At 32.3% G+C, this 24367-nt stretch carries 21 protein-coding genes; 10 read left to right on the forward strand and 11 right to left on the reverse strand.

The annotated features are described in order from the left end of the window. Positions 1 to 56: 56 nt before the first annotated feature. Positions 57 to 1097 carry a WD40/YVTN/BNR-like repeat-containing protein gene (locus OEA66_RS01420; protein WP_267279672.1) on the reverse strand — a complete coding sequence of 347 codons (1041 nt, stop codon included), beginning with the start codon at positions 1095 to 1097 and terminating at the stop codon, positions 57 to 59. A 50-nt stretch (positions 1098 to 1147) separates the two neighbouring features. Continuing rightward, complete coding sequence (locus OEA66_RS01425; protein WP_311136904.1) at positions 1148 to 2791, reverse strand: APC family permease; 1644 nt, start codon at positions 2789 to 2791, stop codon at positions 1148 to 1150. A 165-nt stretch (positions 2792 to 2956) separates the two neighbouring features. Here OEA66_RS01425 and pnuC point away from each other — a divergent pair, with 165 nt between their 5' ends. The 5 genes from pnuC to OEA66_RS01450 all read left to right on the forward strand — a co-directional run bounded on the left by pnuC (position 2957) and on the right by OEA66_RS01450 (position 8804). After that, a complete protein-coding gene (pnuC, locus tag OEA66_RS01430; RefSeq protein ID WP_267279673.1) occupies positions 2957 to 3634 on the forward strand; it encodes a nicotinamide riboside transporter PnuC in 678 nt (225 codons plus the stop codon). Further along, the gene (locus tag OEA66_RS01435) at positions 3631 to 4197 is read left to right on the forward strand and encodes a hypothetical protein (protein WP_267279674.1); all 567 of its coding nucleotides are present in this window, start codon (positions 3631 to 3633) and stop codon (positions 4195 to 4197) included. Before pnuC ends, OEA66_RS01435 begins: the two co-directional genes overlap by 4 nt. 99 nt (positions 4198 to 4296) lie before the next feature. After that, positions 4297 to 5067, forward strand: coding sequence for a diaminopimelate epimerase (gene dapF, locus OEA66_RS01440; RefSeq protein WP_267279675.1), 771 nt, complete (start codon positions 4297 to 4299; stop codon positions 5065 to 5067). Positions 5068 to 5098: 31 nt separating this feature from the next. Beyond that, positions 5099 to 6124 carry an endolytic transglycosylase MltG gene (gene mltG, locus OEA66_RS01445; RefSeq protein WP_267279676.1) on the forward strand — a complete coding sequence of 342 codons (1026 nt, stop codon included), beginning with the start codon at positions 5099 to 5101 and terminating at the stop codon, positions 6122 to 6124. Positions 6125 to 6293: 169 nt separating this feature from the next. Then, complete coding sequence (locus OEA66_RS01450) at positions 6294 to 8804, forward strand: TonB-dependent receptor domain-containing protein (RefSeq protein WP_267279677.1); 2511 nt, start codon at positions 6294 to 6296, stop codon at positions 8802 to 8804. Positions 8805 to 8856: 52 nt separating this feature from the next. Here OEA66_RS01450 and OEA66_RS01455 read toward each other — a convergent pair whose 3' ends face one another. The 4 genes from OEA66_RS01455 to OEA66_RS01470 are packed head-to-tail and all read right to left on the reverse strand — an operon-like array spanning position 8857 to position 11927. After that, positions 8857 to 9297 (reverse strand): adenylyltransferase/cytidyltransferase family protein, encoded by a 441-nt coding sequence (locus OEA66_RS01455; RefSeq protein WP_267279678.1) that lies wholly within the window; start codon positions 9295 to 9297, stop codon positions 8857 to 8859. Between the two features lie 18 nt (positions 9298 to 9315). Next, positions 9316 to 10338 (reverse strand): UDP-glucose 4-epimerase GalE, encoded by a 1023-nt coding sequence (galE, locus tag OEA66_RS01460; protein ID WP_267279679.1) that lies wholly within the window; start codon positions 10336 to 10338, stop codon positions 9316 to 9318. 21 nt (positions 10339 to 10359) lie between these two features. Continuing rightward, entirely contained in the window at positions 10360 to 10797 is a 438-nt protein-coding gene (locus tag OEA66_RS01465; RefSeq protein WP_267279680.1) for a hypothetical protein, read from the reverse strand. 5 nt (positions 10798 to 10802) lie between these two features. Next, positions 10803 to 11927, reverse strand: a complete 1125-nt coding sequence (locus tag OEA66_RS01470; protein ID WP_267279681.1) for a DegT/DnrJ/EryC1/StrS family aminotransferase — start codon at positions 11925 to 11927, stop codon at positions 10803 to 10805. A 160-nt stretch (positions 11928 to 12087) separates the two neighbouring features. On the opposite strand from OEA66_RS01470, the gene OEA66_RS01475 reads away from it, so the two are divergent. Further along, positions 12088 to 13689 carry a S8/S53 family peptidase gene (locus OEA66_RS01475; RefSeq protein ID WP_267279682.1) on the forward strand — a complete coding sequence of 534 codons (1602 nt, stop codon included), beginning with the start codon at positions 12088 to 12090 and terminating at the stop codon, positions 13687 to 13689. 4 nt (positions 13690 to 13693) lie between these two features. Here OEA66_RS01475 and OEA66_RS01480 read toward each other — a convergent pair whose 3' ends face one another. From OEA66_RS01480 to OEA66_RS01490, 3 genes are all read right to left on the reverse strand, one after another. Beyond that, positions 13694 to 15340: an alpha/beta fold hydrolase gene (locus OEA66_RS01480; RefSeq protein WP_267279683.1), complete on the reverse strand. Its 1647-nt coding sequence runs from the start codon at positions 15338 to 15340 to the stop codon at positions 13694 to 13696. A 124-nt stretch (positions 15341 to 15464) separates the two neighbouring features. Beyond that, the gene (locus tag OEA66_RS01485; protein ID WP_267279684.1) at positions 15465 to 16595 is read right to left on the reverse strand and encodes an 8-amino-7-oxononanoate synthase; all 1131 of its coding nucleotides are present in this window, start codon (positions 16593 to 16595) and stop codon (positions 15465 to 15467) included. A gap of 42 nt (positions 16596 to 16637) precedes the next feature. Further along, a complete protein-coding gene (locus OEA66_RS01490) occupies positions 16638 to 17156 on the reverse strand; it encodes a DUF1761 domain-containing protein (protein ID WP_311136905.1) in 519 nt (172 codons plus the stop codon). A gap of 115 nt (positions 17157 to 17271) precedes the next feature. On the opposite strand from OEA66_RS01490, the gene OEA66_RS01495 reads away from it, so the two are divergent. Continuing rightward, positions 17272 to 19170, forward strand: a complete 1899-nt coding sequence (locus OEA66_RS01495) for an ABC-F family ATP-binding cassette domain-containing protein (RefSeq protein ID WP_267279685.1) — start codon at positions 17272 to 17274, stop codon at positions 19168 to 19170. 58 nt (positions 19171 to 19228) lie between these two features. On the opposite strand, the gene OEA66_RS01500 is transcribed toward OEA66_RS01495, so the two are convergent. Then, positions 19229 to 19387: a hypothetical protein gene (locus tag OEA66_RS01500; protein WP_267265783.1), complete on the reverse strand. Its 159-nt coding sequence runs from the start codon at positions 19385 to 19387 to the stop codon at positions 19229 to 19231. A gap of 51 nt (positions 19388 to 19438) precedes the next feature. Beyond that, entirely contained in the window at positions 19439 to 20497 is a 1059-nt protein-coding gene (locus OEA66_RS01505) for a Gfo/Idh/MocA family oxidoreductase (protein WP_267279686.1), read from the reverse strand. A gap of 153 nt (positions 20498 to 20650) precedes the next feature. On the opposite strand from OEA66_RS01505, the gene OEA66_RS01510 reads away from it, so the two are divergent. From OEA66_RS01510 to OEA66_RS01520, 3 genes are all read left to right on the forward strand, one after another. Further along, the gene (locus OEA66_RS01510; RefSeq protein ID WP_267279687.1) at positions 20651 to 22909 is read left to right on the forward strand and encodes a TonB-dependent siderophore receptor; all 2259 of its coding nucleotides are present in this window, start codon (positions 20651 to 20653) and stop codon (positions 22907 to 22909) included. A 98-nt stretch (positions 22910 to 23007) separates the two neighbouring features. Further along, positions 23008 to 23523 (forward strand): hypothetical protein, encoded by a 516-nt coding sequence (locus tag OEA66_RS01515; protein WP_267279688.1) that lies wholly within the window; start codon positions 23008 to 23010, stop codon positions 23521 to 23523. Between the two features lie 156 nt (positions 23524 to 23679). Then, the gene (locus tag OEA66_RS01520; protein ID WP_267279689.1) at positions 23680 to 24270 is read left to right on the forward strand and encodes a hypothetical protein; all 591 of its coding nucleotides are present in this window, start codon (positions 23680 to 23682) and stop codon (positions 24268 to 24270) included. Positions 24271 to 24367 lie beyond the last annotated feature (97 nt).

Consider the following 24367-nt stretch of genomic DNA (forward strand, 5'->3'; position numbering starts at 1 on the left):
ATTTGAAGAATACTTAATTATGTTTAATTCAAAAAGATAAAGTCTATGTCAAGAATTTAAAATTTTAATTTAATTAAAGAAATTTTATCTTTTCCGGCAAAAACCACTGTACTTTTATCAATCCATTTACAGACATAAAAACCTTTTTCATCTGAAATTTTTTTCCAGGTTTTCCCAAAATCTGACGAATAACTAATATGTTGATCGCCGACTGCAATCATTTCTTTTCCTTTAGAATTGGGTTTTATTTTCACGCAAGTCATATAACCTGCATTTTTTCCGGAGGCCTGAATTTGCCAGGTTTTCCCTCCGTCATTCGTTGTTGCGATATTGTTGATATTCGCTTCCTGTTTCGTGTAATCTCCTCCAACAGCAATCCCGAATTTTTCATTGTAAAAATCTATTGAATAAATTCCTTGGGAAGATTCTCCTTGAACAAAAGGGGTTTTATAGATGTTTGATTTTAAAGTAGTGTAATCTATCTTAATAATTCTCGAACTTTTACCTCCTGTTGCAATCCAGATATTAGTACCGTGATGGGCAATATTCGTGTTACTCGCTGCAAAAGCAGCTTCACCTTGATTAAGTTTTATGCTGTTAAACCCTTCTCTTTTGGTCAGTATATTGAAATCTAAAACAGAATTTAATTTTGGCATTATAAAAGATAATTTCAGATTCAAATCTTTTGCAGGATCACTGAACGTAACCCCATGCTCGTCATTTACAAAAATTAATGCATCGTAAAATGCAGTTTTCAAAGTATCTGTATAGATATCTAGAACTGAATGGTCTTTTTTATCTATTCTAAAAAAATGAGCCGGACTTTCAATATTAATAGCATAAAAAGCGTCTTTATTTTGTGCTAATGTTCGAAACTGCAACTTCTTTTCAGCCAATTTAATCTGTTTTTGGTTTTTCGGATTTTTTAAATCTACAAAACCAAATTTAGAATCAGTTCCGGTGTACCAGACTTTATTATCATATAATTCAATTGCTCTGATGCTTATTTTATCATTTAAAATAGTTTCAAAACTCACATTCTGGGAAAAGAGAAATGTTCCGAAGAATATAAATAATGCAGGAAATATTTTTTTCATATCATTCAAATTTAATCAAAAAAAAATTCCGCGTAAAGCGGAATTTAAATTTATTCTTTATTGTCAATATTGATATCGATGTCTTCTAAAGGTTTTTGTTCAGCCTTGAATGTTTCTCCGTAGGCACCATTTTGTAATTTTGAATTTCTCTTACTGTAAAGGAAGTAAATAATAAATCCAATAATCAACCAACCAAAAGAATATTTCTGAGCTTCAATACTTAGATTGAAAATTAGATATACGTTAATTGCAATTCCTAAACAAGCAATTACAGGCAATGCAGGAACTCTGAAACTTCTAACTAAATTTGGTTCTTTTACTCTTAAAACCCAAACCGCAACACACACCATTGTAAAGGCAAATAATGTCCCGAAACTTGTCATGTGTGCCAATTCATTAATTGGTGTTAATGATGCTACAATTGCAATAACTGCCCCTAAAATCATTAGGTTTTTTCTAGGAACTCCTGATACAGGATTTACTTTTGAAAATGTAGCAGGAATAAGACCATCTTTAGACATTCCTAAGAAAATTCTAGACTGCCCCATAATCATTACCATCAATACAGAAATTAAACCTACAGTAGCTGCAACGGTAATAATATAACCTGCCCAAGCTTGACCAGCAATATCAAATGCATACGCAACAGGAGCTTTAATCGCATCCGGATATTTACCCAAAGGATTAAAATCTGTATAATGCATCATTCCCGTAAGAACAAGTGAAACCAAAATATACAAAATTGTACAAATTACCAACGAAGTGATAATCGCAAAAGGCACATCTTTTTTAGGATTAATCGCCTCACCTGCTTGTGTAGAAACCGCATCAAAACCCACATAAGCAAAGAAAATAGCAGAAGCTCCGGCTACAATTCCGGCAACACCATACGCATTGTGAGTAACCCCGTTTTCTGTAATAGTTGTTGCTTCAGGAATAAACGGTGACCAGTTTGCTGTATCAATGAAAAATAAACCTGCTATAATTACAAATATAATCGCAGAAACTTTTAAGATTACAATGAAGTTATTTGCTTTGGCAGCACCTTTTGTACCTCTTAATAAAATCCAGATTACAAATAAAACGATGAGTAATGCAGGAAGATTTAAGAAAAGTTTAAAATCTAAAATTTCTGGTGCAGCATTAAAATTATTGATAGTCTCCTGAAAACCCAGTAATTTGTCTGCCGGAAGTTTTCCCTCTGCAATTTGCTTTGTAGCTTCACCGAAAGCTTTATTGGCAGTTCCAGGATCTGTAGTCATCCAATAGGGTAAATGCAGACCAAACATTTTAAGGAGTTTACCAAAATAACCCGACCAGGAAACGGCAACCGTCATCGACCCCATCGCATATTCTAATATTAAACCCCAACCGATGATCCATGCAAAAATTTCACCTACAGTTCCGTATGCATATGCATAAGCAGAACCTTCTACAGGAAGTATAGATGCAAACTCAGCATAACACAAAGCTGCAAAAACGCAGGCAATACCAGCAATTACAAAAGATAATGCCAATGCAGGACCCGCATTGTAATAAGCACCGGTACCTGTAAGTACAAAAATTCCTCCTCCGATAATAGCTCCAATTCCGATAGCAGTAAGGCTCCATTTTCCTAAAACACGTTTTAGTTCGCTTTTCTGTATGTCGGCTTCATAAGCACTCATTGGCTTTTTCGCCCAAATTTTTGACATATTTTTTTATTTATTAAAGATTTACGAAAATATAAAAATTTTAGAGACCTTAACATTTATTAATAGGTTTTCGTCAATTTATTTTAATTTTAAATTATAAAAAACTGATTTACACTTTGTTTAATGCATTTTACAGTGCTACATATTTTAGTTATTTTTGAAACCATGAATTTATATAATCTTTTCATAAAACCGTATGAAACCTATACGAATCTACAAATTCTTTTAGAAGCTACCGCTGCAGTTTTTGGAATTGTGAGCGTGTATTTATCAATTTTAAAAAATATTTGGCTCTATCCTACAGGAATTATTTCTACATTAATTTATGTATACATTCTTTTTAACTTCGGGTTGTTGGGAGATTGTATGATTAACGTTTATTACACGATTATGAGTGTTTATGGCTGGATTTTATGGCACAAAAATTCTGAAGATCATATTCATGTGGATGTAACTTATGCGACAACTAAAGAATGGATTTACTCAGGCTTATTATTCATTTTAAGTATCATTCTTGTTACTGTCATTTATTATTACAAACCTTATATTGACAATCAGTTTTCCATGGAAGGTGCAAATCTAGGTTTAGATCATTTAGATTGGGCAAATTGGCTGGATGTTGCAACGACATCAACATTTTTGGTCGGAATGTGGTTAATGGCAAAAAGACGCATTGAAAACTGGATTTTCTGGATTCTCGGAGATTTAATTTGTATGCCTATGTTTATTTATAAAGGTCTTGGAATCACTTCGGTGCAATATTTGGTATTTACAGGTATGGCTATCATGGGATATGTCAGTTGGAAAAAAAGTTTTAAAGAAAAAAATACAGTAAAGTCATGAAAAATTTAATAAAAATAACGTTAGGAATCTTCATTGGTTTAAGCTTAACATCGTGCGCAGTTTATAGCGACAATAATTCAGCTTATGGAGATCCTTATTATGATAACGGATATTATTATGCTCCTCAAGCATATTACGGCACTGGTGGATATTACGCAAACGACGGATATTATTACAGAGATGATATGAGATACTATTATGATAATGGTGCACCTTATTATTACGGAAATAACAGAACGAAAGTTTATGTAGAAAAAAGAAGCGGTGCTTCGGGACAAACTAGCGGTTTCAGAAGTAATACAACCGTTGCTCCAAGAAACAATAATAACAGCGGAGGTTTTAGAAATAATACTCAATCTACTACTCCTAGAACGACTTCTCCAAGAAACAACAATGGAGGTTTCAGAAATAGTACACCACAAACCAACACGCAACAACCACCAAGAAATAATAACAGTGGCTTTAGAAATAATAATTCTAGCGGAAATACAACGCAGCAAGCGCCACAAAACAACAGTCAGCCCCGCCAAAATAACGAAAATCGTTCCGGTGGTTTCAGATAATAAATAAGTATTCTAAATAGCAAAACGAGCAGTAAAACCTGTTCGTTTTTTGTGCAAAATAAAGTAATTTTGCAGGTCAATTTAATAGAGAGATAAAGTATGGAATTTTATAAATATCAAGGTACAGGAAACGATTTTGTCATGATTGATAACCGTTCCGGAGAGTGGAATAATTTATCAATTCAAAACATTCAAAAACTGTGCGACCGACGTTTCGGAATTGGTGCAGATGGTTTAATTAAAATCAATGCAGCAGAAAATGTTGATTTTGAAGTTGATTATTACAATTCTGACGGTTCTAAAAGCTTTTGTGGAAACGGAGCACGTTGTTCTGTAGCTTTCGCACATTTTCTTTCGATTTTTAAAGATAATAAAACAGTTTTTACAGCAATTGATGGACTTCATGAAGCTGAAATTAAAGACGGTATTGTAAAGTTAAAAATGGGAGATGTTGAAACGATTTTAAATGACGGAAACGATTCAGTTCTTGATACCGGTTCACCACATTATGTAAAATATGTTGAAGACATTGTTGATTACAAAGTTTTCGCAGAAGGAAACAGCATCAGAAATTCTGAAAATTATAAGGAAAAAGGGATCAATGTAAACTTTGTTGAAAATATTTCTGACGATGAAATTTTCGTAAGAACCTATGAACGAGGCGTTGAAGACGAAACTTTTAGTTGTGGAACCGGAGTTACCGCTTCTGCTTTAACTTTTCTGCAAAAAACTAATCTAAGTTCTGTAAAAGTTAAAACGTTGGGCGGAAACCTAAAAGTATATGCAGAAAAAAATGGAGAATCTTTCCATGAAATCTGGCTTGAAGGTCCTGCTAAACAGGTTTTCAGCGGTAAGGTTGATCTTATTTAAATAAAACAAAAACTTTTAATCTATTGTAATAATGAAAAAAGCTATTCTCATTATCGTACTTCTTATTCTTGCCGTGGCAGGATTTTTTGGTTTAAAATTTTACAATAAATATTATGGAAATAACGTATCGAAAGACGGATATGTTTTAATTCCGCATAGTGCAAAATTTAATCAGATTTTAGATTCCATTGCTCCTTATATCGACAATAAAGAATCATTTGTTGAAGTGGCAAAAGATAAGAATATGGATGAATTTTTCAAACCGGGTCGTTATCATTTCACAAAAGGTGCGAGCAACACGAGTTTGGTAAATATGATTAAAGCAGGAAATCAAAGCGAAAATTCATTCAGAATTGGTGATTTTGGAGACATTTATCAGATGGTGGGGAAAGTGAGCAAAAAAACGGAATTAGATTCTCTAAAATTCGTTAATGATTTAGACAAAATAGCTTCAGAAAAAGGTTATAAAAACGCTGAAGATTTAAAAAAATATTTTTTCATTGATACGTATAACTTTTTCTGGACGGTTACTCCGCAGGAATTTTTCAAAAAATTTGAAGATCAATATAATAAATTCTGGACTTCAGAAAGAAAAACTAAAGAACAGCAATCTGGTTTAACAAGAGAACAAATCTACGCTTTGGCATCTATCGTTTATAAAGAATCTGGAGGAAAACCAGATGAAATGAAGACGATTGCAGGATTATATTTAAACCGTTTCAAAAAAGGCATGAAATTACAGTCAGATCCCACGGTAATTTATGCAATAAATAAACAGACAAACTTCAAAGAATCAATCAAAAGGGTTTTTTACAAACATCTCAAAACTCCATCGCCATATAATACTTATGCCAATGCAGGAATTCCTCCGGGACCAATTTGTGTGGTAGATAAAAATTCGGTGGATGCAGTTTTAAGTCCAGAACAAAATAACTATATTTTCATGTGTGCAGATCCTACGAAATTTGGTTATCACAAGTTTACAGACAGTGCAGAACAACATATAATCAATGCAAAAGCTTATCAGGATTGGTTAAATTCAAAAAATATCAAATAATAAATAAATTTAACTTTAATTTAACAAATTAATAATTAACAAATCGCTCTCAAAGGCGACCTATCTATTAAAAATAATAAACGAATCGTGAAATTGTGGTTTTAGCGCTTTTAATAATTTCATAAAATTAAAACCTATTTATTACAATTTTTCATCTAAAGAATACCTTATGAATCAAACGGAAATAATCAGTATTTTCACAAAGAAAACCTTAGGACTTACTTTTGTACTTTCGGCAGCGGCTTTTGCTTTTGCTCAGGACAAAGTAGGAATTTCGGGAACAGTGGTTGATAAAAGCAATCAACCGGTAGCTTATGCATCCATAACATTCAGTAATAAAGCAAATAAACTTTTCAGTGATGCGACACTTACTGACGAAAAAGGAAACTACAAATTAGACCTTACTCCAGGTAACTACGACATTACAGTAGAAGCAATCGACTATAAAAAAAGTGTTCTCAATAAACAAATTACAAAACCTGGAAGCATAGGTGCACTTTCTATTGAAGCTGAATCAGCAAGTACCAATCTAAAAACTCAGGATATTCAAGGTGTTACCATTACAGTAGCTCAAAAACCTTACAAAGTTGAGTTGGATAAGAGAACTTATGACCCTTCTCAGGATATTGTAAGTAAAGGTGGGAGTCTTCAGGATGTTTTGTCGAACGTACCTTCAGTTTCTGTTGATACAGACGGAACAGTTTCAATGAGAGGTAGTTCAAACGTAAGATTCTTAATTAACGGTAAACCTTCTGCCCTTCTTGGAATTGATGATGGAGCCAATGCTTTACAAAGTATTCCAGCTGATCAGATTGAAAGAATTGAGGTGATTACCAATCCTTCTTCAAAATTTGAAGCCAGCGGAACTGCGGGTATTTTAAATATTATTTTAAAGAAAACAAAAAAAACAGGTTTCAATGGTAGTGTAATCGGAACTTTGGGATATTTACCTCAGACCAATTTAAATACCAATTTAAGCTGGAGAAAAGGAAATCTTACATGGTTCTTAAATGGTGGCGGTGGTTATCGTGAGTCTAAAAATACAAATAGAAACAATGCAACATTCTTCAATGCTGCAAATGGCGGAAGAACTCAAACCGATCAGGAATCGATTACTAAAAATAAAAATAGTAATTATAATGTTTCTTCAGGTATCGTTTATGATATTTCTGATAAAACATCAGTAAATGCTTCCGGAACTGTAAGAACTTTTGAAAGTGATAACATCGGAAACATTACGTACGATTATCGTTTTTTAAATACTCCAGGATTGTTTACAGAAAGGATAAATACAGGGTCTAATAACAATTTAGCTTTTCAGGGAGATTTTGGTTTAGATCATAAATTTGACGATAAAGGTCAAAACCTTTCATTATCTTTAAGTTTACAAAGCAACAGATCGTACAACAATACAGACGTAAATCAGGTTACCAATAATATTTTTGAACTTCAAAACTCAATCAGCCAAAACACAAGAAATAGAACTGTGGTTGGAAAAGCTGATTATGAACTTCCGATTGGTGAAAATTCAAGAATTGAAGCGGGTTATAGATTAGACATCAATAATAACAATTATGACAATGATGTTTTGGAGCGTTATGCTTCCAATGAAGACTTTCATTATCTAAATAATTTTACTTATAATGCAAATTATGAGGAAATGTTTAACGCAGGATATGTACAGTTTAAAAGTAAAATTGGAAAATTAGGATACCAAGTTGGGGTAAGAAATGAATATTCTAATGTTAATATTAAATACTCTAACCTTAATCCAGAAATTACAGATCCTAATATTGACAACAAAAAAAGTTACAACAATATTTTCCCAACTGTATTCTTAAGTTACGAAATAGCGAAAGACAATCAGTTTTTACTTAATTACTCAAGAAGAATTGACAGACCAAGATCGTGGTTTTTGATTCCTAATCCGAGTTATACAGATAACCAAAATATCTTTGAAGGAAATATTGATTTAAATCCTTCTTATGTTGATTCTTACGAACTTGGATATAGCATTTCTAAAGGAAAGTTTACAATTAACCCAACTCTTTATTATAAGCATTCTACAGATGATGTAAAAATGTTGGTATATTCTGATGAAGGAATTTTTAAAACTAAACCAATAAACTTAGGAAACAACGATAGCTATGGTCTAGATTTAAACTTTAACTGGGATGCTACAAAATGGCTGAAATTCTTAGGAAACGTAGATTTATTCGGATATAATTCAACAGGAATTTACAGTGGCCCTGAACTTAAAGGAAAAGAACCAATGTCTTTCGAAGGAAAAGGATTTTCTACAAGAGCAAGATTGACTTCAACCTTTAAAGTTGATAAAACATTCAGTTTTCAGCTACAAGGTTTCTACAGAGGAGCTCAAAAAACAGCTAATCAAGACAGAAACGATATGTATGCTTTAAACTTTGGTGCATCAAAAACAATCTGGAAAGGAGACGGAACTTTATCATTCAACATTCAGGATATTTTCAATACCCGAGCAATGAGAAGTACTACCAACAATGCTGAATTTACCAGAGAATCTTATATGCAATGGCAACCAAGACAGTTTGCGGTATCATTAACTTACAGATTTAAACAAGGTGAAAAGATTGAACAACCTAAGAGAAAGAAAGATGTAAATTCTAATGCTACAGGAGACGATCAAGGCGGACCAATGTAATATCAAAATATTATTCAAAAAAAATCCCGAAAATTAAATTTTCGGGATTTTTTTATTTTACTAAATTTTTAGCAGCTTCGGCTTCGTAGATTCTTTTCCTTAAATCGCTTGAAGAAAATCTGTGGTCTCTTTTGTTATAGAAAATCTCAATTCCTTTTTCTTCGCAATATTTCTTCCCTGTAAAATCTCTGTCAAGATAATCGTCACCGATAATCCTTACATCAATTACAAAAGACTTTAAAATATCCTCTAAATCCTGTTCAGTATAATAAGGAATAATTTCGTCTACTGCATTTACAGCTTTCAACTGAATATACCTTTCAACAATGGTTTGTGTAGGTTTATTTTTAGTCGGACGATCATGTGAAGGATCAATCTGCAAGCCAACAATCAGGTAATCACAAACAGTTTTTGCTTCTTCCAACATTTTGATGTGCCCTGCATGCAGAAGATCAAATGAAGAAAATGTGATTCCTATTCTCTCGTTTTTCATGTGTTTTATTTATATATTTTAATTTTTTCTTGAATCTAAATATTTCTGCCATTCCCAGACAGTTTTTAATGACTCTTCTAAAGAAGTTTCAGATTTCCAATTCAAATTCTGTTCCGCTTTATCGGCATTTGCATAAGCAATCGTAATATCACCTTCTCGCCTATCACAAATTTGATAAGGCACAGCAACTTCATTTGCAACTTCAAAGGCTTTTACCACTTCCAAGACTGAAGAACCTTTACCTGTTCCTAAATTGAAAATATCTACAACAGCATCCTCTGAGTTATTATTCATTAAATTTTTCAAAGCAGCAACATGAGCCTTTGCCAAATCTACAACATAAATATAATCTCTAACTGCTGTTCCGTCTTCTGTAGGATAATCATTCCCCCAAACACTCAATTTCTCACGGATTCCTGCAGCAGTCTGCATTACGTAAGGAACTAAATTATTGGGTACACCAATTGGCAATTCTCCCAACAAAGCGGAAGGATGCGCTCCAATAGGATTAAAATATCTCAAAAGACTTATCTTTCTTTTATATGCCTGAGCAAAATCTTTCAAAATCTCCTCTCCCATTTGTTTTGTCTTTCCGTAAACACTTTCCGGCATTTTCAAGGGAGTGTTTTCGTCAATCGGCATTTCATCCGCTTGTCCATAAACAGTGCAAGACGAACTAAATATAAAGTTAGAAATATTTCTTGATTTAAATTCCTGAAGAATATTAATTAAAGAAAATAAATTATTTTCATAATAATCAACCGGTTTTTCCTGACTTTCACCTACTGCCTTGAAAGCTGCAAAATTGATACAACCTTCAATATTGTGAGCTTCAAAGACCTGAGTAAGAAGTTCTTTTCTTTTCAAATCGAAAGGATAGAAAATAGGTCTTTTACCTGTAATTTCTTCAATATTGTGTAAAATAAACTTTTCTGAATTTGATAAGTCATCAACTATGATAACTTCAAAATTATTGTTGATAAGTTCTACAACTGTGTGAGAACCGATGTATCCAAGTCCGCCTGTGACTAATATTGCCATTTTTACTTACGTTTTTTAATTTTAGTTTTGTCCAATTTCCTCGATTTCAAGTTCATTAATGTTTTTTCTAACCTTAAAGTAATTAGTAGTAAATAAAATACCTAAAATAATCCCATACACCAAAGGTACTGTATAAAAATCTGTAGAATTTTCACCGAAATCTTTAATAATGAATATTGAATAAAAGAGAAAAAAAGATATAATCAGAAGTATTAAAAGCAACACTGCTGAAAAAGTTATAATTGAATTTTTATTTTTTATTATAAACATTATAAGAGAAAAGAATGACAAAATACATATCATAATAATAGCAACAAATGAAAATACATCTATCCAATTATCAAAATTATCCGTTTCAATTCTATTAATTAAACCTATCGAAAAAGAAATGAATAAAATAATGTTTAATGAAAGGATTATCCAATAAACAAATTTGTATTTGAAAACTTTCTTTTTCATTCTTTTTATCCCATAAACTCCAAAACAGCATCCGTAATATACTTCAACTGCTCTTCATCCAATTCTGTGTGCATCGGAAGTGAAATTACCTGATCTAAAAGCTTATCTGTATTCACAAAATCAGCATCGTTACTTTCCTGATAATATGCTTTTTGTTTTCTTAAAGCTACAGGATAATAAATCATTGCAGGAATTTCCTTTTCAGTAAGAAATTTCTGTAAATCATTACGTTTTCCGTTTAAAATTCTTAAAGTATATTGATGAAATACGTGAGTGGAATATTCTGCTCTTTTTGGCGTTAAAATATTTTCATTTCCGGCAAAAGCTTCATCATAATAATCAGCCGCTTTTCGTCTTGCATCATTATAAGAATCAAGATTTGGAAGTTTTTTTCTTAAAATAGCGGCTTGAATACTGTCCAGTCTTGAGTTCACACCTACTTCGTCGTGATAATATCTTTCATACATACCGTGATTTACAATTCCTCTTAAACGGTGAGCTAATTCATCATTGTTAGTGAAAATTGCTCCACCATCGCCATAACAACCTAAGTTTTTAGATGGAAAAAAAGAAGTAGTTCCAACTGTTGACATTGTTCCGGCGTGTCTTACTTCACCACTCGAAAAAGTATATTGAGAACCTATTGCCTGTGCATTGTCTTCAACAACAAATAAATTATGTTCTTCAGCAATTTTTAAAATCTCCTCCATATTGGCGCACTGTCCGAAAATATGAACAGGAATGATTGCTTTTGTTTTTGGAGTAATTGCTTTTTTGATGGCGTCTGTTGAAATTGTAAAAGTATCGTAATCAACATCTACCAATACAGATTTTAATTTTAATAAATGAATAACTTCCACAGTTGCCGCAAAAGTGAAGTCAGCAGTAATAATTTCATCACCTTCCTGTAAATCCAAAGCCATTAAGGCGATTTGTAAAGCATCAGTTCCGTTCGCACAAGGAATTACGTGTTTTACATCAAGATAAGTTTCCATTTCGTTCTGGAAAGATTTTACTTCAGGTCCGTTGATAAAAGCAGCAGAATCCATTACATTTAAAACTGCATTGTCTACATCATTTTTTATTTTGTAATACTGACTTTGCAAGTCAACCATCTGTATCTTTTTCATATAAATTTTATTTTTTTAAGTTTTTCTACCGCTTTTATTTATTGCGTTTTATTTTTTAAACTCAGCGATTTCTTAAACGAATATTTTCGTAAAAATAAGGAATTTAAAGTGCTATCAAAAATTTTATTGATTTTGTTTTATCTTTATACAAAATTATGAGATGAAAAAACTTTTACTCTTTTGTTTTTTAGCCGGTTACTCTACAACTTTTGCGCAGACTGAGCTTGTTTTCGTTTATTTTACAGGAAAACCAAACAAAGCAGCTTTTTACGCAAATCCGCTTTCTGAACTTACCCAAAAGTCGTTGAATAGACGTACTGCATTAGGAATTGCTTTAAACGACCAGGATGCTCCCATTGAGCAAACCTATATTCAGAATTTACAAAATTTAGGATTTACCATAACCGATTATTCAAAATGGCTGAATGGTGTTGCCGTAAATGTGAATCAGGCTCAGGTAAATATCATCAAAGCACAACCTTTTGTACAATCGGTTGAAAGTTTTGCTAAAAATTCTTCGTTGGTTTTAAAAACCAGCCAAACCAATAAATGGTCAGATTTTGAATTGGCTCAAAAAAACATGACGGTTTTTGATTATGGAACAGGTTCAGAGCAAATTGACCAGATAAATTTAAGACCACTCCATCTTGCCGGATTTACCGGAACAGGCGTAACAATTGCTGTTATAGACACCGGATTTCCTACCGTAAATACTGGTTCGGCATTTTCAAGATTATGGACGAATAGTAAAATTAAAGGCGGTTACGATTTTGTTTCAAAAGGAACCGATATTTATAATACTTCATTAAACAATCATGGAACGGTAGTTTTGGGCGCAATTGGCGGTTATATTGCAAATACTTTTGTAGGTTCTGCTCCAGATGCGGATTTTTATCTTTACCGAAGTGAAACCACAACCGCAGAAATTCCTGAAGAAGAATTATATTGGATTGAAGCGGCCGAAGAAGCAGACAGAAAAGGCGTTGATATTATTACTACTTCTTTAGGGTACAATAATTTTGACGACCCAATATACAGTTACACTTACGCCGATATGAACGGCTCAAAATCTTTTATCGCAAGAGCAAGTGAAATCGCTGTAAACAAAGGAATTTTTGTTTTAATTGCAGCAGGAAATTCAGGAGAAGTTCCTTGGCATTATATCACAACTCCAGGTGATAATGTGAAAGTTTTCACTATTGGTTCGGTTGATTCTGCAGGAAATTCATCCGGATTTTCTTCGTATGGACCAAATTCTTTAGGAATGATAAAGCCTGATGCAAGTACAAGAGGAAGTTTTTCAACGACAGTAAGTGACAATACTACAATTTCGGTTTCCGGAACTTCGATTGCAACACCAATTGCTGCAGGTGGAGTAGCCTGTTTAATTCAGGCTTTTCCGGCAATGAACAGAGATTTGATGAGAACAAACCTGAGACAAACAGCATCCTTATTTCCTTTGCACACAAATCAAATGGGTTACGGAATTTTGAATTTTGGAAATTTCTATAATTCAACGTTAAATACTTCAGAACTTGTTAAAAAGAAAAATTTAACCATCTTCCCAAATCCCGTAAAAAACATCCTGAATATTGCGACTGAAGCACAAGTTAATTCAGTTGAAGTTTACGACAATTTAGGAAGACTGATTTTAAAATCTGCACAAAAATCAATCAAAGTAGAAGATTTTGCCAAAGGAACTTACTATTTAAAAATCCAGACAAAAGACAAAGTTTACTATGAAAAATTTTTAAAAGAATAATCGATTATTTCATCATAAACTCCAAAATATCCAGATTGAGCTGTTCTGCATTTTCAAAAGGAATCATGTGAGTAGCATCTTTATAGATTTTCAATTCGGAATTAGGTATTTGTTTAGCCATAAATTCGGTGTGTTCTTTTGTGATAACATCTTTTTCTCCTGCAATTACCAAAACTTTATTCTGAATTTTATTTAACTGTTTTTCTGTGATTTTGGGTTCTTTCAACATTAATTTTAGTAATCTGCCCTCATTAAAATTCTCCAATTTGTTTTGAAGCTGGGAAACTTTATATTTAATACTGAAATTATTGATCAAATTTTCATCAACACCTTCAGGAAAAGCATTTGCACCGATTGTAATCAGTTTATTCAGACTTTCAGGATATTTTAAAGCAAACTCTAATCCTGTGTTTCCGCCGTCACTCCAACCTGCAATATTTATTTTTTGTAAACCTAAATGATTTGCCAAAGCTTTTACATCATCTGCAAAAATCTTATAATTAAAATCTTTTCTAGTCTTATCCGTACTTTTTCCTTGCGCTCTTGTATCCATCACAATCACTTTATATTGTTTTGAAAGCACCGGAATTTGCTGATAAAAATCTTTTATACTTCCCGAATTTCCATGCAATAGAAAAAGAGGCTCTCCATCACCATAAACTTCATAATAAAGGTTTGCATCTTTTAGGTTCAAAAATTTTCCGGTTTCCTTATTTCTTCCATACATCTCTTTATTTGCTTCTTCAACATATTTACTTACATCACCAAAATCATAAGCAAAAGCCTGATCATCAAATTCTTTCAGCTTATTTTCATCTTTAGCATTTTTATCAACTTTTACATCGATATTGATTGCGGGAGCTGCGATACTCATTTTTTGCCAGTCCCCATAAAACTTTCTTAAATAACCCGTTCTGAAAAGTGCCGCACTTATATTTAATCTGCCTTCAAACTCTTTTAAGAACTGAATTCCGACAAAAAATTTGCCCTGAATCCAAATATTCTTATCATTGACATCCAAAGTAAAAGTTTGGTTAACAATTTTATCTTTCGTCAGTTCGACTGTAATTTCTTCATCAAGAATGCTTTCATTTGGGAGGCCATTTTTTTCATTGTAAATTGTATATCGCATAATTACAGGTCGATCTGCGGTAATGCTTGCAATATTCAGATTAATATTTTTGATTTTCGACTTTTTATTTGCCTTAAATTCCAAAGCAGTTTCACCTAAAAAATCTTCTTTTTTAAACGCCGGATTCACTGAGTACATCACAGATTTTGTTTTTGTATTCACACCCCAATTTTTATCAACTAATTTTTTAGGTTTCAATTTAACTTCCTGAATATTTTTAATTTTTTCTTTCAGATAAATTTTTCGTGAATTTTGCTTGATAAAATCAGAAACATTCTCAGTGTAAGTTTCATAACCGGCAACTTCAATTTTGACCTTATTTGCAGTATTCGCTTTTGAAAGATCAATAATAAAATTTCCATTTTCGTCAGTTACTGTTCCAATATTTTCTTTTTCTACACCGATTTTCACATAAGACAAAGGATGATTTTCATTTTTGGAAATAACAGTTCCGGAAATGGTTTGAGATTGATAAAATCCGGCGACAAAAAGTGGGATTAGAAAATTGAGTTTTTTCATGATCATAATTTGAAGCAAAAATCTCAAATCTTAATACAATTCACTCTTAAAATCATATTAAATTTAAGCTTGATTTCGTTAAAAATTATTTAAAAATCACATTAAAGTGAACAGATTTCTTAATTTATTTAAAAGGTTTCCTTTGAATCCACTCCACTTTTGGATTTAGTGATGTGAAAATCTTTTCAATAAAGGGATTAATGGCTTTATTGTTATGTCTGATTAAACCAAAAATCTCAATCGGTTCTGCACCGATTGTAGATTTTATTTCTAAAGCTGTTCTTCCAAAAATAATACGTTTGAATTGATTGGAAATTCCAAATTCAGTCATATCAAAAAGCATATTCAGATAAATTTGTTTTTCTTTCTGAATACCTTTATCATACCCTAAAAAGTAAGTATCAATATCCTGATTATTAATAATTAAAGTATAAAAACCAATCAGCTTTTTATTTAAAAAATATCCGAAAACTTTGAAATTCTCCTGAAGATTTTGTTTCATACTTTCAAAATGATGATCTGAAAGAAAAAAAGTATTGAATGGAGCATTTTCCGCAACATTTTGATATAAAACGTTCATTTCTTTCTGATACTTTTTTACAGCAGCTGAATCAAACTCAGTTTTCTGAATACCTTCGATTTTTTTCTTTGCAGATTTCAGTCTTGCTCTGTATTTTTTAGAAAAATCATCAGCATAATTTTCAAAAATTTTCCATTCAGGTTTTATATTTAAAATCATATTTGGCTGAACTGAAAATCTAAAAAAAGATTTAAATTTTTCTCCTTCAAAATTCTTTAAAAATGATTTCTGATAATCTTTAAAAATGATCAAAGAAGATTTCCCGAATTTATTCTGTAATGTTTTTGAAGCTTCATTTAATAAAGAAATTGATTTTTCTGCGGAAACTTTTGAAATATCAAAGTAAAAACCGTTTTGTCCGGTCAACATATTATTTCCCAAAATCATTACATCTTTGGTGAATTTTTTGGCTAAAAAATTTCTTACACTACAAAAAACTTCATCTTTTTGAAACGTTTTATGCTGAATGAAACTCAGATATTGAAATAAAGCTCCTCCAATTAAATTTTCATCAGAAAAAAATCCGATAAAAAAGCATTTCATATTCTCAGGTTTTGATTCTTCCAAAACACAAAAGTAGTCTTCAGACAACATAATATTATGTTGTCCGATCACGAGATTCCAATCAGTTGGAAGTTCTTTTACAGAACTGAAAATTTGAAAAGTAGAAGACATAAAAAAGGCCAAAAATGTAGCCTTAAAATTTATATTGTGAAATTATTTTTGAGTCACCCAATTGAAACCGTCCATTGCGTACCAACCACAAATAATTCCACCCATTATTGTTATGGTAATCGTCCAAAATCCGGTGTTAATGAACACGTATTTCCAAGACTTTCTTTCAAACATTGCGTTAATAGCAATTAAAGGAAAAACAAAGAAAATTCCTGTCATAAAAGAATGTAATGCTCCGTGACCAAACGAACGATACGCCATTCCGTAATCATGCATGAAAGCGATGTATGAAGGTTTTGCTAATTTTTCGTCACCTCCAATCATTCCTACTGCTCCAAACTGATGAATAGTTACAAACTGAAGAAACATTCCGATCAAAATTGATAAAATAATTGACAAAATGAAGACCACGCCCATATTTGCGCTTTTCATTTTCTCTTGTGTCAATCCTGACTCTCTCATCCAAACATTCCCGAAAAGCTTAGGATTATACCAGATAAATCCCATTACCAAAGGAACTAAAGCGGCAAAAAGTATTGCCAGAAAATTAATTTGCACCATAGTATTTATAATTAGTTTAGTGTTTCAAATCTACATTAAAAAATGATATCACCATATATTTAAGCAGTTAAAGCTTTAATATTTCGTACTTTTGCACCACAAAATTTAGATATTCATGAATTACGTTGCTGCTGAGAATCTTACAAAGTCTTACGGAATAAAAACTCTTTTCAAAAACATCAATTTCAATATTAATGAGGGCGACAAAATTGCCATCGTTGCCAAAAATGGAAGCGGAAAGTCTACTCTTCTTAAAATTTTAATGGGGAAAGAAATCGCAGACAGCGGAACTGTAGTTATTAATAAAGACATTCAGGTAGTTTTGTTTGATCAGGAAATTGATTTTGAGTCTGACCTCACGATTGACGAATTTATGATGACTTTAGATTCTGCACCGATTTTGGCTTTAAAAAAATATCATCATGCGTTGCTATCAGGAAACCCGGATGAAATGGAAACAGCATTAGCTGAAATGGAAATTCACAAAGCTTGGGACTTGGAAAATGAAATGAGTCAAATTCTTTCTCAGTTGAAAATCACAGATCTGACTGCCAAAATGGGAATGCTTTCCGGTGGACAAATTAAACGTGTTGCTTTGGCAAAACTTTTAACGGAAACCAGAGCTGAACATCGTCATACTTTATTAATTATGGATGAGCCGACCAACCACCTTGATGTGGAAATGGTAGAATGGCTTGAAAACTATTTAAATAAAGCAAAAATCACCCTTCTTTTAGTAACTCACGACCGTTATTTCCTTGATGCAGTTTGTGGAATTATCTGGGAAATGGAAGATCAGAATCTATATTTTCACAACGGAGCTTATGCAACTTATCTTGAAAACAAGATGATTCGTGAGGATAACATGAATTCTACCATCGATAAAGCACAAAATCTTTATAGAAAAGAATTGGAATGGATGCGAAGACAGCCAAAAGCAAGAACGACGAAATCTAAATCGAGACAAGATGACTTCTACGAAACAGAAAAAGTTGCCAAAACCGATACTCGTAAAGAAAAATTAGAGCTTGATTTTGAGATGAAAAGATTGGGAAATAAAATCCTTGAGCTTAAAGACATTTCTAAAAGTTACGGAGATAAATTATTACTAAAAAATTTCAGTTATTCTTTTCAACGTGGTGAAAAAGTAGGAATTGTAGGTAAAAATGGCGCAGGAAAATCTACTTTATTAAATATCATTCAGGGATTTGAACCGAAAGATTCAGGGGAAATTGAAACGGGAGAAACCATTAAATTTGGTTATTTTTCACAGAAAGGGTTAAAATATAAAGAGGAAGAAAGGGTTATTGATTTCATCAAAGATATTTCAGAAAACTTCCCGTTAGCAAACGGAAGAACCATTACAGCATCGCAGTTTTTGAGATTATTCTTATTTGATGATCAAACACAATATTCTCCAATTTCTAAACTTTCAGGAGGTGAAAAAAGAAGATTGCATTTAATGTACATCTTATATCAAAATCCAAACTTTTTAATTTTTGATGAGCCTACGAATGACCTTGACCTTCCTACTTTGACGGTTTTGGAAAATTTCCTTTTAAATTTCCAGGGAAGTTTGATTATCGTTTCTCACGACAGATATTTTATGGACAGAATTGTTGACCATATCTTGGCGTTTGAAGGTGAAGGAAAAATAAAAGATTTTATCGGAAACTTTTCAGAATACAGAGAAAATCTAAAGTTGGAAACTGACAATCAGAAGCAGGAAGATAAAAAACCTAAGCCTGTTGTTGAGCAAAAAGTTGAAGCAAAAGTTGAAGCACCTGTTTCAAAACCTCAAGCTCCAAAAAAGAAACTTTCTTTCAAAGAACAACGTGAACTGGAGACTATTGAAAAAGAAATTCCTGAGTTTGAAGCAAAAAGAGCCGCAATTTTGGAACAACTTAACAATGAGGCAGATTACGAGAAAATATCAAAACTTTCTGCAGAACTGGAAAATCTTTCTGAAAAGCTCGAAAACCATGAAATGAGGTGGCTTGAACTTCAGGATTAAGATAAATTTAAATATGAAGAGCTGTTCAGAAATTGAGCAGCTCTTTTTATATTGAAGATTATCTTTTCTTAAACATTGTAAAAATACTGTAAAAAAGAAATGCCATTCCTAATAACAGGAAGCCATATCTTAAAAATTTGTTGTCATCTACTAAGCTAATTCCAATAACGACAAACAAAAGACCAATTACCGTAAAACTTGAACTTCTTTTTTTCATAAGTTAATTTTATAATAAGTAGTCTGCTAATCAATATTTGTTACAAGTTTTTTAATTTAAATCTAAAACCTTTCCTTTTTTTGAACTTTCCAGAGCGGCTTCGATAATTTTCATGTTTTGAATAACTTCATCTCCAAGAGAAGGTAAAGCATATCCGAAGACAATATGTTCGTAGATTTGCTGGTAATAATTCATATAATTTCCAGGCTCGGTTGAAGTTAAGATTCTTTGTGACACTAAATTTTCATTAAAATAATTTAAAATTCCATCGGTATCTTTTAATGGTTTCATCCAGTCTTTTCCGTATGTTGGAATTGCTCCGGCTGTTAATTCGTTCTCCTGATCATCAGTTCTTTCCTGTAGAAAACTTCCCTTACTTCCGTGAATTTTATAAGCGTAATGATCTTCTTTAGTAAAAACCGAAGATTTTAGTCTAACTCTTACATCATTCTTATAATAAAGAAGAATTTCAAAATAATCATTGGCAAAACTCTCTCCTTTCATCGAAAAAACATCAGCAAAAAGTCTTTCGGGATAACCAAAAAGCTGTGTTGCCTGATCTATTAAATGTGAGCCTAAATCGTGAATTGATCCGGAACCATTTAATTCAGGATTTTCTTTATGCTCTTTTGTACTTGGTTCCGTTCTGAATCTATCAAAACGGATTTCCACTTCTCTTACATTTCCCAGTTTTCCTTCGTCCAAAACTTTTTGAACCTGCAAATAATCTCGGTCGAATCTTCTGTTTTGATAAACACTAAGAAAAAGATTTTTACTTTCAGCTAAATTCACCAATTCCTGTGCTTCAGAAACATTTACGGTAAAAGGTTTTTCAACAATAACATTTTTTCCTGCTTCTAAAGCCATTTTTACATAATCAAAATGAGTCTGAACAGGAGTATTCACAACAACCAATTCAATATCAGCACTTTCAATCATTTCTTCCACCGAATGATAAATAACGGCATCAGGATATTGAATTTTTGATTCTTCTTTTGAACGTTCAACAATCGCCGACATAAAAAAACCGGGATGCTCTTTCAAAAACGGAGCATGAAAAACTTTTCCGCTCATTCCGAACGCACACAGACCTACTTTTATCAATTGCATAAGATTTATTTTAGACAAAGATATTTAAATTTTAGCATAAGATTATTTAGACTAAGAACAGTATAAACTATGATAAAGATCAGAAATTTGTTTTTAATTATTCTAAATAAGAGCCCTACATTTGCCATTATTTAAAATAGCTCTAAATAACCAATGAAAAGACAAATTACAACTTTAGGATTTTTAGTAATATCCGCAACAATTAGCGCTCAGCTTAAAAATACAGAAAGTGATACATTGAGAATTACAACGATTGAAGATGTGAATCTACGTAAATCAGGAAATCCCAATAAGGCAACCTCCATGTCTACAAAGTCGAATCTGACAATTATGGAAACTCCGCAACCTGTTGCAATCGTTACTCACGAAATTATCGAGCAGCAACAGTCCAGACAACTGAGTGATGTTTTACAAAACGTAAACGGAATGTATGTAACATCATCAAGAGGAAATTCTCAGGATAGTTTTGGTGGTCGTGGTTTTATTCTTGGTAACGATAATATGTTTAAAAACGGATCAAGAATTAACAGCGGTATTTTCCCTGAAGTGAGCGGTTTGGAAAGAGTTGAAGTATTAAAAGGAGCAAATGCAATGCTTTATGGAAATACTGCTGCAGGTGGTGTTATCAATATGATTACTAAAAAACCTAAGTTTAATTTTGGTGGAAGCATCGGTTTAAATGCAGGAAGCTGGAATTCTTACAAACCTACGGTTGATATTTACGGACCATTAAGTAAAAATATAGCATTCAGAGTAAATGGAGCATACGAATACGCTGAAAGTTTCAGAGACATTGTACAATCTGAAAAATATTATTTTAATCCTTCTTTTGTTTTCAACTTAAGCCCTAAATCACAGTTAATTGTTGAAGCTGATTATCTTAAAAATAATTTCACCCCGGATTTCGGAATTGGATCTATTGAAAACAAAGATAAAAGCTACACTTTAAATACAGGATTGGGAAGAAATGTATTTTTAGGAACAGATTGGCAATATCAGGATGTTGAGCAAGTTTCTACAAATGCAACTTTTAATCATCAGTTTAGTGATAGATGGTCTTTAAACTCTACGGTTTCTTATCAAAACTACACCAAAGATTATTTTTCTACCGAAAGAGTTCAATGGATGTATACAACAGCAAATCCTAACCGACTTTCTTGGAACAGACCATTGAACAGAACTTACAACGAGCAAAATTATACTTCGGCACAGGTAAATATAAACGGAGGATTCAATACAGGAAGTATAAATCACAAAGTTTTAATAGGTACTGATGCAGATTATGGGGTAAGTGATTCTTATACCTATTATAATCCAACTAATAATAAAAATTACGGCACGAGTTATTTTTACGGAACAAACGGTGGGACAGATCTTTTATATTTAGATAATCCATCAATTTGGGCGGGTGGAAGTATGCCTGAATCTCAGAGACTAGAAAAAACCCGTGTCAATACAAGAAGAATTGGAGTTTACGCTCAAGATTTTGTTAGTCTTACCAAAGAATTCAAAGTTATTGCAGGTTTGCGTTGGTCATACATCGAAAATATGCCTACTTTGAATACTAAGTTTAAGACTGATGTAAAAAGTGAGGTTGATAACTCTGCTACATCGGATCAGGCTGTTTCTCCAAAAGTTGGTTTAGTCTACAATCCGAACGATAATCTTTCTGTATTCGCAACCTATACCAATTCTTTTGTAGCGAATACCGGATTGGATGCATCATCGCTTCAATCTTTAAAGCCTTCAATGGTAGATCAATATGAAGTAGGCGCAAAGAAAAACTTATGGAATAATGCTGTTGCTGTAAATCTTTCTCTTTATCAGATTTCTTACAGAGATTTTTATCAGGCATTTATTGATCCTGCAACAGGTATAGCAACTACAGATCCTAGAAATCTAAAAGAATTTGTAGGAAAAATGAGAAGTCGAGGAGTAGAATTAGATATCACTGGAAATCCTACAGCTAACTTATCAATTATCGGAGGAATTTCTTACAACAATTCAGTGTATTTGGATACGCCTGAAAAAGTAGGTTATGTAGAAAATCAGAGATTGGTAAGAACTCCTGCCACGACTGCTAATTTATCTTTATTTTACACTTTTACTCAAGGAGTTAAAGGCTTAAAAATTGGAGCATCCGCATATTACATCGGTGATAGATTAGCAGGTTGGAATGATACAAAGATTGGAGCAAACAGTTTAGCAGCTAGAAATGGAGTAAGCAGAGCTTTCGAACTTAAAGACTATACAACAGTTTCTTTATCTGCAGGTTATGAATGGAAAAAATTCATGATTCAGGCAAAAGTTGGAAATTTATTTGATGTAGAGAATTACAATGTTCACGAAAATTACTCTGTAAATCCTATTACCCCAAGAAATTATTATTTCACATTAACCTACAGACTGTAAAATTCAAAATTTTATAATAATAAAAATTTCTATAATCAAAGTGGAAGTTGCATTTTTGCAGCTTCCACTTTTGAAATTAAAAAAAACAATCAATAAATATGGATAAGATTAAGGATACAAGAAGTTTTATGAGAATTACCCACCGTTATCTGGGCTATTTCATGGCAGGAATTATGGTCATCTATGCACTCAGCGGAATACTTCTTATCTACAGAGATACAGACTTTCTAAAGCAGGAAAAAAAATATGAAAAAACAATTGCCAAAGAACTTGATGATAAAGCAATTGAAAAAGAATTAAAACTAAAAAACTTTGAGGTTACCAAAAAAGAAGGTACAGTAAGCTATTTCAAAGAAGGAACATACAATTCTGCGACAGGAGAAACAAAATATTCAAAAATGGAACTTCCGTTGGTTTTAGATAAAATGGCAAAACTTCACAAATCAAAATCAGCAGATAATTTATCCCCTTTAAATGCATTTTTTGGAATATGCCTTTTCTTTTTTGTAATATCAAGTTTTTGGATGTTTAATCCTAAAAGTAAACCTTTTAAAAGAGGTATTAAGTTTACAATTGCAGGTATTGTTTTGGCAATAGTTCTAATTTTTATATAATTCGTAAACTTGACAAAAATCAGCTTAATTAAAGATTTATAGTTCCTTTTTATGTTTATGTTAACAGAGAAAAAATGGTTTTAATAATAAGATGTGGCACATTTATTGAATTTACTGTTTTATCAAAATAATAAACATTAATTAAAATTATAAATTATGAAAAAGTTAATTTTTACAAGTATATTAGCAATCGCTGGTTTGACTACATCTGCAAATGCACAAATTCAAGAAGGAAACTGGATGGTTGGTAGTAGTATTTTGTCTAGTAATTTCGGTTTAAATACAGGTGGAGGTTACAGTATCGGACTACAGCCAAAAGCTGCTTATTTTATTGCAGATAACGTTGCAGTAGGTGGATATGTAAACTTGGGAATTAGCAAAGTAACTAACGGTAGCCCAACAAGATTTGACTATGGTGTAGGTGCTTTAGGACGTTATTTCTTATCTCCGGGAGAAAAAGGAGTTGACAATTTACTAAATCATGGTAGATGGTTCTTCGAAGGTAACTTGGGAGTAGGAGGTTCTAATGTTGAAAATGGTAATTCTACAACAGGTTTAGACTTCGGAGTTGGTCCTGGTTATTCTTACTTCATTACTCCAAACATTGGTGTTGAAGGATTAGTAAAATATCAAGGTCAATCAGGATTTGGTAATGAAGGATTGAACTCAAACATTACATTTAATGTTGGTTTCAGTATTTATTTACCTACTTCTAAAGCAAAGTCAATTGCTAACGATATGAAATAACTAAAATTTCAAGCAAGATACAAAAGCGGTTCAGAAAATTTCTGAACCGCTTTTTCAAATTAAAACTAAACTATATATAATAAATAAAAAATCTAAG

Source organism: Chryseobacterium luquanense, from assembly GCF_026460945.1.
Classification (GTDB): domain Bacteria; phylum Bacteroidota; class Bacteroidia; order Flavobacteriales; family Weeksellaceae; genus Chryseobacterium; species Chryseobacterium luquanense.